Below are 15,043 nucleotides of genomic sequence, written 5' to 3' on the forward strand. Positions count from 1 at the left end.
ATTCTTAATGATTGTTATTCAAAAAAGTAACCCAGGATTTTTTTGAATTTAGATTCACCTTTTTCACCTTGTTTTTTAGCCGTGTTCTCTTTATTTTTCTGAGAAACCTTCTGGCTGCGCTGGTCGTTATCTTCTTGAGCTTGTCCAGCTGCTACAGGAGTTTTATTAGCGGTGTTTTTTTGCATTCTCTCTTTCTTGCATGCGTGTTTAATCAAACCAACAGCCGTGGTGTATTGGGGTTCCCTAACACCGATGTAATTGGGTTCAGCTGTCCTTACTCGGTTTTGGAACACATATTGAGCTAGCTCCAGGACACCCGGCATCTTGACGACGCCCCCGGTCAACACGAAACCACCCGGTATATCCTGGAAGCCAAGTCTCTTCAAATCATCTTGAATCAACTCGAATATTTCGGTCACCCGCGCTTCAATGATATCCGAAAGCATTAACTGGTTGCAGGTCTGTTGCTGATCGCTGCCGATGATCGGTATTTGGAATACTTCATCTTCAGACGCGTCATCATAAAAGGCATGTCCATGCTTCACTTTTATTTTCTCAGCTTCTTCCATAGTCGTCCTTAGAACGATGGAAAGGTCTTTCGTAAGTGTTTCCCCGCCTATAGGTATCACAGACGTATATTGTAAATAGCCTTGTTCGAAAATTGCCAGGGTCGTGGAACCCCCGCCAATATCGACAAGTGCCACACCAAGTTCTTTTTCATCCTTGGATAAAACAAGGGAACCTGCGGCTAAGGGCTGAAGGGCGATATCGGTTATTTCCAATCCTGCCCTTTCCACACAGCGCAGCGTATTATGTAAAATTGTCCGAAGACCTGTGATTAAAATCCCTCTCATTTCCAACCGGACACCTATCATGCCCCGTGGATCACTGATTTCATCAAGTTCATCAACTTTGTAGTGAATTGGCACCACGTCGATGATTTCCCTGTCGGATGGTATCGTTATTAACTCCGCTGCTTCCCTGACACGGAAAACGTCATGCTCGGTAATCTCTTTATTGTCACTGGATACCGCTACTACCCCATGACACGGCTGAAGCGTCACATGATTTCCACTTATGCCGACGATTACTTTTGTTATCTCCATCCCTATCATCCGTTCTGCTTGCTCTATAGCCTTTTGAATGGATTGGACGGTTTCATCTATACCGACGATCGAACCCTTTTTGAGCCCTTCTGATTTAACATTTCCTACACCGATTATATTTAATGTGTCATTGACCATTTCCCCAATGATAACTTTTACACTGGATGTACCGATGTCAAGACTTACGTATATTTCGTTGCTGTTCATTCCATGGCACCTCCTTCAGTTTTATACATGTATTAGTAGAATAACATCTTTATATCGAAGACTTATACATTATAGAATAACAGAACTGTTTACAACAACTGACGAATTACATAGATAAGCGTTTCATTTTGTATTTCCCGAACAAAACTCGTACTTTATGGTGTATATTGTTCGCTTCTCTACGAGACTGATTTACTAAAAAAACTAGATACTGCCATAAACTATTCGTCATTTATAACTTAATTCCCTTTAAAATTATAGATTTTTTTTCTGCTTTTTCCGGGAAATGGACCATTTTTCAATCAGGATCCTTCTAATCAGGGCAATATTTTGAAAGAGCCTGACACCGAATACAAAGATTGCGGCTAAATATAAGTCTACACCAAGATGTACACCTAGAAAAGCCAAACCTGCGGCTAAAATAATATTAAAGAAGAATCCTGTTACAAATACAACTTCATCATAAAGATTTTGCAAATGAGCCCGTATTCCCCCAAATAAGGTATCAAAAGCAGCAAGCACGGCAATGGAGAGATAATTTGAATATTCATGGGGAATATCAAAATCCACCAAAAAACCAAGGGTGATTCCAATCAACAGACCAAAAACTGAAAGCCACATTACGATTCCCCCCCATCCATAATGGGTTCCATATGTTCCACGTTAATAGCATTTTGATAAGCCGGCAATGTCAACTCGCCGGAAGGCACCTTAATCTGCACTTCAAAATTGTCTATAAAGAAATCATCCATAAGTTCGGAACCTTCAATGCGCTGCTTCAGTTTCTTTGGATTAACGGTTATTGCCTGCACTTCAACCGGGTAATGAACCAGAGGATATCCGTCCATTTTCGGCTGCCCATTAATATCACGAATAACCGATGTTGATATATACCTTTGTCCTGAAATGGAAATTTCGTCAGCGCCATACCTATACATTTCATTAATGAGCCGAATGATCAATACTGGTGAAATATACTTGACCTTCTCACCGAGAAGGATATCGGCCTTGATAGGCTGTATAGATACGACTACCCCATTACCTCTTATTTCGGTCAAACCTGCGTCAGTCTTCAATTCGATCAGGGTGTCACGCAAGACTTCTTCTTTACCCTCATTTTTCTTTGTTTCATAAGATGCTATTTTTCCCTCAAGCTTACTGATACCCTCTATTAATTCCGCCTGGGTCTGCTGTTCTTTCAATAAATCATTTTTCAGTTCCCACATATCCCTTGTATCGGATACAACAGGCTGATTCACCAAATTGAATTGAATAGCGAGCATGAAGCCAGCAATCAACGTAACCAAACTAAAAGAAAGCTTTTTTTTCATTTCCAGTTTCTCACCAATCTTTCATCGAATCCGGCGGTCACGATCACCCTCCAATAATTGGATCAAAAATGATATTCTTTTGTTTTTCCACTGTAAAGATAATATTCTCATTAACCAGCTGTTCCTTGATGCCACCCGGTAAATCCAGTGAAGCACCCAGGACTTCCGGGTCCCCTATCGCAGATATGATGAAGGGAGCAGGATGCTGATGGCCATCAATTGTAATCACAGGCCCATTACAGATTATGTATGAATCATGATTTAACCTTTGACCGTTAATCGCAACAGCTTCTGCACCTGATATGTATAGTTCATTGACGACCTTGAAGACATGCTGTTCATGGACGAGGTAATTATTAACATTGGCTTCTGATTCCATATCTGTACCATCTTCAAGCGTCACCTGAAGGCCTGAGCCTTTCACTTTCACTTTTCCGAGAAACATTCGGTATTTTTCCGTTTCCTTTGCCAAATTGAAAAAAAGGTGCTTTTCCTGCGCTAGGTCTTTTTCTATTTGGGATACATTTTCTTGCTTCTGGAGGAGTTCCTTTTGAAGTTCCCGGTTCTGCTTCTCTTGTTCGATCAGCTGCTGCCTGAGCTCATATTCCTGATCCCAGGCTTTGTCCTTCCCTGCACCTTCACCTTCTTTGGTCAGATTGTAAGAGAAGGCAATCATGAATCCGAGAACCACGCAAACCAGGGGTAAAACCACCCGTTTGCCATTAATTTTCCTCATTGGAGTCTTCCTTTTGTTCAGCGTCTTCATATGCTTTAAAATAAGAACCCACTTCCAGATCGATGACTCCCTTTACATTTGGATCCAGCTGGCTGACTATCGATGGATAGTGAATCATTTTCTCGTATAAAGTCCGGCTTGTCGCACTTACTTCAAACCCATCGTTCATGAACATGACGATATGGTATTCATCGGTTTTTGTAGGAGCGTAATGAATTTCCGAAATGGCATTCTGGATCTCGACAGGAAGCTTGTCCAGCTCTTCTAAAAGCAACTTTAATGCTTTACCCTCTTTGAAACCAATTAAAACAGGGGCAAATACTGGAATTTCTCCTGTTGCTAACTCCTCTAAAACGGACCCGTTTTCCAAAATGGGTGCAAACTTCCCATTATTGGACAAATATGCCATTCTGTTATGTTCCGAAACCGTAATTTTAATGGAATTAGGAAATACCGGTGTCACCTTAACGCTTTTTATTTCTTGATTTTTTTTGATATTGGCTTCGGCTGTCCCTGTATCAACCTTCCAGATGCTTCGATCCTTCTTCACCTTACTCAATTTAATGATCTGTTTGGAAGTAATATACCGATTCCCCTCTACCTGCACGGATTTCACATAGCTCAACGGGGATAAGAAATATAGCACACAAGCAACAAGAATGAAGAAAAGGGACAGCAAAAGAACAAGTCGCCTGTTTGCTTTGCTTTTTCTTAATTGTTTTAATTTCGGGATGCGGTCCTCAATGGAAACGATTTTTCCCTTTTCCATCCCCTTCACCTCTTCCTGAAAAAATGGATGGTTCTTGACAGTGCGAAATCAAGAAAACTCAATATTATGTTCTTAACAAACTTTAAAGGTAACACATTATATCACAATATTTGGATATAATGAATCTCATTATTTTCTTCCAATGATCTCCACTTCTGTTTCCATTTCAACTTCAAATTTATCATATACAGTATCCTTCACATGCTGTATCAAGGCTTGAACATCCGCTGCACTTCCATTACCTGTGTTAACGATGAAGTTCCCGTGCATCGGTGAAATCTGAGCTCCGCCAATAGAATGTCCCTTCAGGCCTGCATTCTCGACCAATTTACCAGCATGGTGTGGAAGTGGATTCCTAAATATGCTCCCGGCACATGGAAGATTATACGGCTGGGTATCTTTACGATAATTCTTGTTATTTTGCATTCTTTCAACGATTTCGGTTTTATCCCCCTCTTTCAATTGAAAAATTGCTTCCAGTACGATACCAGGTCTTTTCTTCTGAAGCAGAGAAGTTCGATAAGAAAACTCCATTTCCTCTTTCGAAAGCCAAGCTAGAGTTCCATCTTCAAAAAGAACATGTGCCTGCTTGAGGATTTCACTCATATCGGAACCATGTGCACCAGCGTTCATATAGACTGCTCCGCCGACGGAACCAGGAATCCCACTGGCAAATTCCAATCCTGCATATCCTTTTTTACTGATTTGTACGGAGAGGCTGACAAGTGATACCCCAGCTCCTGCTTTGATCTCCGTCCCATTTATCTCGAGATGATCAAGTCCTCTACCCAATTTAAGCACGGCACCTTCAATTCCGCCATCACTGACCAGCAGGTTCGAGCCCCTGCCAATCACCCTCCACGGCATCCCATTTTCTTTGATGACCTGCATCGTTTTTTCTATATTTTCAATGGATGACGGCATGATGAATAAATCAGCCGGCCCCCCAATTTTCATAGTTGTATGATTTGCAAGCGGTTCCTGTTCAAGAACTTTGCCGATTTTCATTTCAGTTAATTGCTTTATCACATTATCCATGATAAACCTCCTTGTTGTTCCAAAATTCCAAGTTATAATTTTCATTTCCTCTTCCATGAGGTCACTTATATTACAAGATTAATAACGCCTTTTTAGCAGAAAAATGAACAGAAGCAAGCCCCAGTACGGCCTAACCCTCTTATACTATAGTCTAAACAAAGACGTATTGCCAATATTTATTGTGGATTCCCCAACATTCATACATGGTAATATTTAAGCGGCATTTCATTTATTTCTAAATTTCGGCAAGCCCCACCAAAAAATTGTTTTTCCTGGAAGGGTTTTCAACGTAAAAAAGGGAAGCCCTGCGTTCAACAGGACTTCCCTTTTGCCAAACCACATTTTTTACTTATTTCAGAACCTCGAATATCGGCTAATATTCAGGAGCACCCCAATCGCCATCAACATGAGCGTCAGCGATGAACCGCCATAACTTAAGAGGGGCAAGGTGATGCCCGTAACCGGCATAAGCCCCGTTACCACCCCTATATTGATCATCACTTGAATGGCGACCATTGCAATGATTCCCACCGCTACAAGGCTCCCGTATAGATCAGGGGCACCAAGTGCGATCCGAATGCCCCGCCAAAGCATTAACGCAAATAATAAAATGACAAGAGAACCCCCGATGAAGCCAAGTTCCTCGGAAAGTATGGCAAAAATGAAATCAGTCTGCGGTTCGGGTAAATAGAAAAACTTTTGGCGGCTTTGCCCGAGTCCCAATCCGAACAATCCCCCTGGCCCGATTGCATAAAACGATTGAATCATTTGAAATCCACTGCCCAAAGGGTCTTCCCATGGATCCAGAAAAGACGTGATCCTTTTTATCCGGTAAGGTGCTGACAAAATCAGACCGATAAAACCTGCTACCCCAATTAGCCCCAAGCCGACAAAATGACTGATTCTTGCCCCGGAAATAAAAATCATGACAATGCACGTTCCAACCATTACCGTTCCCGTTCCAAGGTCCGGCTGTAACATGATCAAACCAAATGCCAAAAACACTAAACCCAAGGATGGAAGCATCCCTTTTTTAAAGGAGGTGATCAGCTTTTGCCGTTCCGATAAAAACTTAGCTAAAAAAGCGATCATCGCCAGCTTCATGAACTCAGAGGGTTGGACCGAAAAAGCACCCACACCAATCCAGCTCCTCGAACCATTTCTCGCCATCCCTATACCTGGTACAAGCACAGCCAGTAACATAATGAAACAAATGATGATAAGGATTTTGGCCCATGTCCGCCACGTCCAGTAATCCACATTCATGATGAAAAACATGGCTATGACACCGACGCAGGCAAAAAGCAATTGCCTTTTAGCAAAATAAAACGAATCATCAAATTTATATGTTGCCCAAATGGCACTCGCGCTGTAAACCATGATTAATCCAACAGTCAAAAGACTTAAGGTGACGATAATGAGAATGAGATCAGGATTCGATTTTTTTAATGGCACGGACATCCACCTCTAGGAAGTTTTTAGCCTACGAATATAAACATCAGTGCTGATTGCTTGTCAGCACTTTAGTCAAAAAAAAAGCGATAACGGCTCATTATCGCTTTTTTTCATGGTGTCAACGTAGAAGCAAGTTCACTTCTCTCTGCGAAAGCTCTTACTTAAGTTTATGCACGGCCTCCATAAACATGTCTCCTCTTTGCTCAAAAGTTTTATATTGATCCCAGCTTGCACAAGCCGGGGAGAGAAGAATACAGTCGCCTTCATTTGATAATTCAAATGCAGCCGGCACGGCCTTTTCTACATTATCGACACGTTTTATATTCGCTATTCCTATTTCTTTGGCTACCCGTTCAATTTTTTCCGCCGTTTCACCAAAAGTTATCACGGCTTTGACATTTTTCATCGCCGGTTTCAACTCATCAAATTCATTTCCGCGATCCAGACCGCCTGCCAATAAAATGACAGGTTCCGTAAAGGATGTTAACGCTTTGGATGCTGCAAGAATGTTCGTCGCTTTCGAATCATTATAAAATTTACGGTTATCGATCGTTGCCACGAACTGCAGACGGTGCTCCACACCATAAAATGTTTTCAGTACAGTCTGAATGGCTTCATTCGTTACACCCTTCAGCTTGGCCGCTGAGATGGCGGCGAGCACATTTTCCAAATTATGCTTCCCGGGAAGGGCTATCTCTGAAACTTCAATGATTTTTTCCCCTCGGAAACAGGCGGCACCATCTTCCACATAGGCTCCATTCTCATGTTTCACTTCAGCTGAAAAAGGAACAAGTTCAGCCTTGGTCTCTTTCGCCATGGATAAAACAAGATCTTGATCTGCATTATAAATCATGAAATCCGATGCTATTTGATTTTTCGTGATGGCAGCTTTTGCTTCGACATATTCCTGTTTGGAACTGTGATAATCCAAATGTGCATCATACAGATTTGTCACGATTGAGATTTCAGGACGAAATTCGTCTATTCCCATTAACTGAAACGATGATAATTCAATGACGATCGAGTCATCTGGTTTTGCATGTTCAGCAACACCAGATGCCACTGTCCCGATATTACCGGCAATCAGCGGGGATTTTTCACCGGACTTCAACATTTCGTATATCAATGTTGTCGTGGTCGTTTTCCCATTTGTACCAGTGATTCCTATGAAAGGTGCTTCACTTATCTGGTAGGCCAGTTCAACTTCCGTGATAACAGGAATCCCTTTTTCCAATGCCCCTTTTACTATAGGGTTCCGATAGGGAATTCCCGGATTTTTCACGATCAGCTCGAACCCCTCATCCAGAAGCTCGATTGGATGACTGCCGCAGATGACTTTGATTCCCTGTTCAAGAAGTCCTTGAGCCTCAGGATTTTCCGATAATGGCTTCATGTCATTAACCGTCACGAAAGCACCTAATTTATGTAGAAGCGAAGCTGCCATCACTCCGCTTTTTGCCAAACCCAATACTAATATCTTTTTCTCTGAATACTTTGCAGTCTCTTTCAATTATATCCACACCTCTAAATAGATTCCGAGTACCGCACACAGCAGCCCCACTGTCCAGAAAGTGACGACGACACGCCATTCCGACCAGCCGGAAAGCTCATAATGGTGGTGAAGCGGACTCATTTTAAAAATACGTTTACCAGTCGTTTTAAAAGATCCTACCTGAAGGATGACCGAGAGCGTTTCAATGACGAAGACTCCGCCAATGATTACCAGGAGGATTTCAAGCTTCGTTAACAAGGCGATGGTTGCGATCGCTCCCCCAAGGGCCAAGGAACCCGTATCCCCCATGAAAACCTTTGCCGGGTGTGCATTGAATACCAAAAATCCGAGTACTGCACCGACAACCGCAACCGAAAAAATGGCGACATCATATTGTGACTGACTCCAGGCCAAAATGGCAAAAGCACCAAAGGCAATGGCTGATGTCCCTGAGACAAGTCCATCAAGCCCATCCGTCAAATTGACGGCATTTGAAAAGCCTACCAGCCAGAATATAACGATGAACAGATAAAACCAGCCAAAATCAAAAGCAAAGTCAGTGCCTGGAATCGTTAATTCAGGATTAAAACGGTCTGTCTGCTTGAAGACGAAGTAAAAGATGACCGAAATCACAATTTGTCCAAGCAGTTTTTGCTTGGAAGTCAGTCCCAGGTTACGCTTCATGACCACTTTGATGAAGTCATCAAGGAAACCTAATAAACCAAAACCTAAAGTAACGAATAATAATAAATACGTTTCGGTTGAAGGTGCCGAAAATTTCAAAGTCATGACCAGTGTAGCGATGGTAACAGATAATAATATGACCAAACCGCCCATGGTGGGTGTTCCCGTTTTCTTCAAATGCGATTGCGGGCCTTCTTCCCTAATACTTTGCCCGAATTTCAATCTTCTTAAAAACGGGATGAAAATCGGCGAAAGAAGAACGGTTACTAAAAACGCCACCAAAATCGTATAAAAAATCACTTGTTCCAACATTCCTTATTCCCTCATTCCTAACACAATTCAAATATAAAATTCTGCTTGATGTCTTTTCCTATTTGTTGCAGGGCAATTTCAGCCTTGGTTCAAACTGAACCCAAACGACTTTGAATCGCCTTTTCCGCTTCCTCACGGTCATCGAAGTGAAGCACTTCGTCACCGACCAATTGATAGGTTTCATGGCCCTTTCCAGCAATTAATATAACGTCTCCCTCTTCCGCCTTTGAAACTGCGTAAGCTATCGCCTGCCTGCGGTCTTCAATAACCTTATATTCTTTGCTTGCTACACCAGCTTCCATATCGCGGAGGATCTGGGCAGCATCTTCACTGCGTGGATTATCCGAAGTGAAGATCGGGTCAGTCGCCAAGCTGCATGCAATTTGCGCCATGATTGGACGCTTTGTCTTGTCTCGGTCCCCGCCGCAGCCCACTATCACGTAAATTTTCTTTCTAGCAAACTCACCAACAGTCTTTAGAACATTTTCCAAACTGTCCGGAGTATGGGCATAGTCAACAATGACCGGGAAGTCCTGATTCGCTGAAATGAGCTCAAAACGGCCTGCAACACCTTTTATATCCTCGATGGATCTAATGGTCTCATCCAGATCGTTACCGGCGCACAAAGCAGCAGAGATGGCAGAGAGTACATTATAAACACTGAATTTACCAATTAGCTTCAGCTGAATGTATCGCTCTTCTTTACCTGCTGTCAAGGTGAACGATGTGCCATTTGCATCAATTTTTATATCCTTGGCCCTGATATCCGCTTCATTGTCTATGCCGTATGTAACGACAGTAGCAGCAGTCGCTTTAATGAAATCGGCTGTTGCCTCATCATCAGCATTAAGCACAGCATATTTAGGGCGATTTTCTATGTAAGCATTGCCAAGCTGTGAGAAAAATAAGGATTTTGCCTGCCTGTATCTGTCCATGGTTTTATGAAAATCCAAATGATCCTGTGTGAGATTCGTAAAGACGGCAATATCATAATCACAGCCATGGACGCGCCCAAGCTCAAGTGCATGCGATGAAACTTCCATAATGGCCGTGGAGACGGATGCTTCGGCCATTTCATGAAAAGCCTTCTGCAATGTAACGCTATCTGGCGTCGTATTCTTGGTTTCATATACCGTATCGGCAATTTTTGTATACATCGTGCCAATCAAGCCTGTTTTTTCTTGTCGATCCTCGAAAATCTTTTCCAATAAGTGACTGGTCGTCGTCTTTCCATTCGTTCCTGTAATTCCGATCAAGCGCATCTTTTGAGTCGGATGGCCATAAAATGCATCGGCAAGAACTGCCATCGCCCTGCTCGAATCCCTGACTACGATCACGGGAACATCGAGGTCAAGCGGCCTTTCGGCAATGACTGCTGCAGCTCCATGCTCTACAGCAAGTTCGGCAAAATCATGACCATCGACTGTATAACCTTTTATACAAACAAATAAACTTCCGTCTATGACTTTTCGGTTATCATTTTCAATGGAGGTGATTTCAGGATTTTCTCCTTCATACGTAAATAAGGAGTGTAAATAAGATAGTAATTTGTGAAGCTTCATTTTTCCATCCCTCTCAACTTAATTTGAGGATTCATTATATGTGATTAGCCTTGGCTTGTCGAGAAACCAATTTCAATTATACGGGGTTATCCCGACTCCGTAAACAAAGCGGCTGATGATTCTTCAGCCGCTTTAACTATTCATATATTATATTATACTTATTCTGTATTTTCGCCAAGATAAATTCTTATTGTAGAGCCTTGTTTTACTTTAACACCTGGATCTGGGGCTTGATTTATGACTTTATCCCCATTTCCGGCAATATCAAGCTTAAGGTCGATGAGCTGGGTTTGCAACTCTTTTTTGCTGAGACCCACGACGTCGGGTACCTCGACCATGACGGGATCCGTCCAGACCGTTTCCTTCTCAATCTGGTTCTTCCTTGGCTTGACGCCCATGGCCCTAAGTGAATCCTCCATGATATTCCCAACGATCGGTGCGGCAACGACCCCGCCGAATTGTACCGTTCCTTTCGGATTATCCACAGCTATATACACGACGATTTGCGGATCATCCGCTGGAGCGACACCAATGAATGAGAGAATATAATTATTTTCAAGGTATCGGCCATTTTCAGCTTTTTGGGCTGTACCCGTTTTCCCGCCGACGCGGTACGACTCCACGAATGCTCCTTTACCGCTTCCTTGGGCGACAACGGATTCAAGCGCTTCCCGGACTTTCTTCGAGGTTGCTTCTGAAATCACCTTTTTCTTCGCCTGAGGGGTCTTTCGCATCAGCACTTCCCCATTTTTTGGATTCACGAGTTCCTTCGCGATATATGGTGTATACAAAGTCCCGCCATTCACGGCCGCCGATACCGCTGTCACCTGCTGAATGGGCGTTACGGCTACACCTTGTCCAAACGCAGTAGTTGCCTGCTCTACCGGACCCACTCGATCCATGTTGAACATGATTCCTTTTCCTTCTCCGGTTAAATCAATTCCCGTCTTTTGCCCAAAACCGAAATCATTTATATATTTAAACAGCTTGTCTTTACCAAGCCGGTTCCCTAATTCCACAAAACCCGGGTTACATGAGTTCTCGACCACTTCAAGAAAAGTTTGATCCCCATGTCCTCCGCTTTTCCAGCAATGCAGCGTTGATCCTGACACTTCCACATGTCCGGAATCATAAAAATGTTCCTTTTGTAAGTCGACCTTCCCTTCCTCAAGCGCTGCAGCAAGCGTGATGATCTTAAAAGTCGATCCTGGTTCATATATACTCCAAACTGGTAAATTACGATTATACACTTCTGAGGGGACATTTTGAAAATTGGCAGGGTCGAAGGTTGGCCTGCTGGACATTGCCAATATTTCCCCTGTGTTCGGGTCCATTGCAATGGCAATTATACCATCGGGATCATATGTCGCCTCCGCATTATCGAGCTCCCTCTCCACAATTGTTTGGATTTTGCTATCGATGGTCAGCTTCAAGTTATCACCATCAACAGGGGGCTTATAGTCATCGGCCATATTCTCAAGCCTTTTCCCTTTCGCATCGGAGTAAAATTTAACGAATCCTTTTTCCCCGCTTAGTTCCTTATCATAAGACAATTCAATACCCATCAACCCTTGATTGTCAGAGCCTGTAAAGCCAAGAACATGTGAAAGGTATTCACCAAATGGGTAATGGCGCTTTGAATCTTCAGCGATATATACACCCTTTATCCCTAATGCCTTAATTTCCTTCGCCTTTTCGTGAGATATCTTTCTGCCTTCCGGAATTCTGACGCTCATCGCCTGTTTCGTTAACCATTGATAAGCCTTTTCCTTTGTCATATCCAATATTGAAGCAAGCTGTTCCGCCGTCTCCCCAGGATTCTCAATCTGTCTTGGGATGACATACACTGTTGGCGCAGATATATTCGTTGCCAGCTCGACACCATTCCGATCAAGGATTTCTCCTCGTTTGGCTTCAAAAGGAATATTCCTGCTCCAGGAATCTTTAGCCAGCCCCGTCAACTTATCCCCTAGATAAAACTGTACAATTCCCAATCGGATATCAATGATAAAAAAAACAACGATACCGATCGCCAATGCGATTGCCAGCCGTTTTCGGACAGTAACATTCGAAACACGCAAAAACAGGCACCTCCATTTCATACATGCTTCAATATATGCTTGTCTACTCGATGCTAGACTAGAAAATTTGATAGAAATAAAGAGGGGATCCAATTGGATCCCCTCTTTGTCTTCACTCTGTTTTCTCTTTTGTCGATATATCTTCACCAGCCCCATCTGGTTGGGATAATTCAATATTGAAGGTTTCCCCTTCATTAACCTTTTTCCCGGCCTCAAGACTCTGTTTACTCACGTATCCCGTACCTTCGGTTTTCAGATCCAGTTTTGCAACCTTAGCCAATTTCATGACATCGCGCAAGGACCATCCCTTCATGTCAGGAACTTTCATTTCGCCATCCGTCCTGAGGATTATCTTTTCACCCTGTAAGAGTACACTCCCCGCTTTCGGGGATTGGTCGAGCACTTTACGTCCACTTCCGATCGTACTTACATCATAACCAAGTTCCTTCAGTTCTGTAACAGCTGAACTCTCGGTTTGATTCGTAAAGTCTTTGATTTTATTTGCTTTTTGTTTTTTAACTTCAGAAGGTTTTATGTTTAGATATTGCAGGCTATTTTGCATGACAGGATTAAATATCTCTGACAATGGATCAGCCCCAACATAAGATACACCTAACTTGGGCTGCTTGACCGCCACATACATGACCAACTGCGGATCATCTTTTGGAGCCATTCCTAAAAAGGAGAACACATAGTTATTTTTCCCTTCTAAATATCTACCTGTCGGACCCGCAATTTGTGCAGTACCGGTTTTCCCCGCTACTTGATATCCATCAATGGCATATTTTTTCCCAGTTCCTTTTTTCGCGGTAATTACCGTTTCCAAATAATCACGTACTTGTTTTGCAGTTTCTGCCGAAATCGGTTGCCCTGTCACTTTCGGCTTAGTCGTTTTCAAAATTTTTCCGGTATCCTGATCGGAAATGCTTTTTATCACGTACGGCCGCATCATTTTTCCGTCATTGGCTATTGCGGATGCAGCTTGGATTTGTTGAATCGGTGTAACGGTCGAACCCTGTCCAAAGGAGGTAGTCACTTTTTCAAGCTTATACTTGTATTGAATTTTTCCGGTTATCTCGTTTGGCAGGTCAATTCCCGTTTTTTTATCAAATCCGAACTTAGTCAAATACTCACGGAACGTATCGGCTCCTATTTTATCCATTGCAAGTGTGGCAAAAGCGACGTTCGAGGAACGTTGTACCCCTTCCAGAAAGGTCATGCTCTTTCCTCTTTCGATTCCGCTATGATCCCCGATTTTCCCCGATCCGGCTTTATAGGTTCCTGCAACAAAGCTTTCATTCGGATTAAAGACCCCTTCCTCAACAGCCGCGGCAAGGGTGAAGGTTTTCATGGTTGAACCCGGTTCGAAGGTTTCTTCAATAGCCAGGTTACGCCATGTATCCGTTAGGCCGACTTTCGTTGTCGGATGGAAGGTGGGCCTTTGCCCCATCGCCACAATCTCCCCCGTTTTGGGATTGGAGACAATCGCTATGATTTGTTCGGGATCGTATTTTTCCTGCACTTTGCTCATCGAGTCTTCCAAGAATGTTTGTATTTTCTTGTCGATCGTAAGCATGACATCATTGCCATTATCAGGAGCAACGACTTTTTCCTTCTTATCCGGTAAGAGGAAACCCCATGAGTCACTGTCATATGTCAGCTTCCCATCCGTTTCCTGCAATTCTTTATTGAGGTACCTTTCGATGCCGAACTTACCAGCCATTTCTCCCGTTTCTTCATCCTTTTCTACATAACCAATCAGATGGGAGGCAAAAATCCCATTCGGATAAAAACGTTTATTGGTCCTTCCGAATGTAATTCCCGGCAGTTCCAATTTTTCTATTTTCTGCTTGACGACCTGAGTCAAATCCTTGCCGGCACTGCCAAACTCCACTTGGTATGCCCCTTTTTTCGTAAGTCTTTCATAGATGTCCTGTTCATCCATTTCGATATATTTAGCAAGCTCATTCGCGGTCTTCTCCGGATCCTTGACATGCTCCGGCTCCTTTTCACTAAGTACTGCCCTTAAGATATAGGAGGAAGTATCTTCGGCGATGACTTCACCTTTTGTATCGAGTATGCTTCCCCTTTTTGCTTCTATGACCTGTTTTTTTTCATATTTCTTGTCGATTTTCGAAGCCAGTACCTCCCCGCCAGCTGTACCCGTCACCTGAATATACAAAAAGCGGCAGACTAAAACAAAAAAGAGCAGGCCGAATAAGAAGAATAATCCGGCTGCCCCATGCTTCATATTTTTTTGTTTCTGCATT

At 42.9% G+C, this 15,043-nt stretch carries 12 protein-coding genes; all 12 read right to left on the minus strand.

The window, feature by feature from the left end:
• Positions 1-14: 14 nt before the first annotated feature.
• Complete coding sequence (gene ftsA / locus AC1DIV_RS15940; RefSeq protein ID WP_034313882.1) at positions 15-1,313, minus strand: cell division protein FtsA; 1,299 nt, start codon at positions 1,311-1,313, stop codon at positions 15-17.
• A 255-nt stretch (positions 1,314-1,568) separates the two neighbouring features.
• Positions 1,569-1,934 (minus strand): small basic family protein, encoded by a 366-nt coding sequence (locus AC1DIV_RS15945; RefSeq protein ID WP_034313884.1) that lies wholly within the window; start codon positions 1,932-1,934, stop codon positions 1,569-1,571.
• Positions 1,934-2,644, minus strand: coding sequence for a DUF881 domain-containing protein (locus AC1DIV_RS15950; RefSeq protein WP_251538907.1), 711 nt, complete (start codon positions 2,642-2,644; stop codon positions 1,934-1,936). Before AC1DIV_RS15950 ends, AC1DIV_RS15945 begins: the two co-directional genes overlap by 1 nt.
• 43 nt (positions 2,645-2,687) lie before the next feature.
• Complete coding sequence (locus AC1DIV_RS15955) at positions 2,688-3,380, minus strand: DUF881 domain-containing protein (protein ID WP_323599225.1); 693 nt, start codon at positions 3,378-3,380, stop codon at positions 2,688-2,690.
• Positions 3,367-4,149 carry a cell division protein FtsQ/DivIB gene (locus tag AC1DIV_RS15960; protein WP_063596313.1) on the minus strand — a complete coding sequence of 261 codons (783 nt, stop codon included), beginning with the start codon at positions 4,147-4,149 and terminating at the stop codon, positions 3,367-3,369. The genes AC1DIV_RS15955 and AC1DIV_RS15960 overlap by 14 nt, the downstream gene beginning before the upstream one ends.
• 129 nt (positions 4,150-4,278) lie before the next feature.
• On the minus strand, positions 4,279-5,187 hold the full coding sequence (murB, locus tag AC1DIV_RS15965; RefSeq protein ID WP_340875661.1) for a UDP-N-acetylmuramate dehydrogenase: 909 nt from the start codon (positions 5,185-5,187) through the stop codon (positions 4,279-4,281).
• Positions 5,188-5,541: 354 nt separating this feature from the next.
• On the minus strand, positions 5,542-6,642 hold the full coding sequence (gene spoVE, locus AC1DIV_RS15970; RefSeq protein WP_095389937.1) for a stage V sporulation protein E: 1,101 nt from the start codon (positions 6,640-6,642) through the stop codon (positions 5,542-5,544).
• Positions 6,643-6,799: 157 nt separating this feature from the next.
• Positions 6,800-8,152: a UDP-N-acetylmuramoyl-L-alanine--D-glutamate ligase gene (gene murD / locus AC1DIV_RS15975; RefSeq protein ID WP_048684588.1), complete on the minus strand. Its 1,353-nt coding sequence runs from the start codon at positions 8,150-8,152 to the stop codon at positions 6,800-6,802.
• Entirely contained in the window at positions 8,153-9,130 is a 978-nt protein-coding gene (gene mraY, locus AC1DIV_RS15980; protein ID WP_034313901.1) for a phospho-N-acetylmuramoyl-pentapeptide-transferase, read from the minus strand.
• An 89-nt stretch (positions 9,131-9,219) separates the two neighbouring features.
• The gene (locus AC1DIV_RS15985; protein WP_340875658.1) at positions 9,220-10,692 is read right to left on the minus strand and encodes a UDP-N-acetylmuramoyl-L-alanyl-D-glutamate--2,6-diaminopimelate ligase; all 1,473 of its coding nucleotides are present in this window, start codon (positions 10,690-10,692) and stop codon (positions 9,220-9,222) included.
• Positions 10,693-10,850: 158 nt separating this feature from the next.
• Complete coding sequence (locus AC1DIV_RS15990) at positions 10,851-12,773, minus strand: stage V sporulation protein D (protein WP_034313905.1); 1,923 nt, start codon at positions 12,771-12,773, stop codon at positions 10,851-10,853.
• A gap of 112 nt (positions 12,774-12,885) precedes the next feature.
• On the minus strand, positions 12,886-15,042 hold the full coding sequence (locus tag AC1DIV_RS15995) for a penicillin-binding protein (RefSeq protein ID WP_340875656.1): 2,157 nt from the start codon (positions 15,040-15,042) through the stop codon (positions 12,886-12,888).
• Between the last annotated feature and the right edge of the window lies 1 nt (position 15,043).

It is taken from the genome of Peribacillus sp. 05N428 (genome assembly GCF_056397085.1).

Coding starts and splice junctions, on each gene's coding strand:
- AC1DIV_RS15955 (WP_323599225.1), bottom strand. CDS start 3,380: ATGAGGAAAATTAATGGCAAACGGGTGGTTTTACCCCTGGTTTGCGTG.
- murB (WP_340875661.1), bottom strand. CDS start 5,187: ATGGATAATGTGATAAAGCAATTAACTGAAATGAAAATCGGCAAAGTT.
- mraY (WP_034313901.1), bottom strand. CDS start 9,130: ATGTTGGAACAAGTGATTTTTTATACGATTTTGGTGGCGTTTTTAGTA.
- AC1DIV_RS15985 (WP_340875658.1), bottom strand. CDS start 10,692: ATGAAGCTTCACAAATTACTATCTTATTTACACTCCTTATTTACGTAT.
- AC1DIV_RS15945 (WP_034313884.1), bottom strand. CDS start 1,934: ATGTGGCTTTCAGTTTTTGGTCTGTTGATTGGAATCACCCTTGGTTTT.
- AC1DIV_RS15950 (WP_251538907.1), bottom strand. CDS start 2,644: ATGAAAAAAAAGCTTTCTTTTAGTTTGGTTACGTTGATTGCTGGCTTC.
- AC1DIV_RS15995 (WP_340875656.1), bottom strand. CDS start 15,042: ATGCAGAAACAAAAAAATATGAAGCATGGGGCAGCCGGATTATTCTTC.
- ftsA (WP_034313882.1), bottom strand. CDS start 1,313: ATGAACAGCAACGAAATATACGTAAGTCTTGACATCGGTACATCCAGT.
- AC1DIV_RS15960 (WP_063596313.1), bottom strand. CDS start 4,149: ATGGAAAAGGGAAAAATCGTTTCCATTGAGGACCGCATCCCGAAATTA.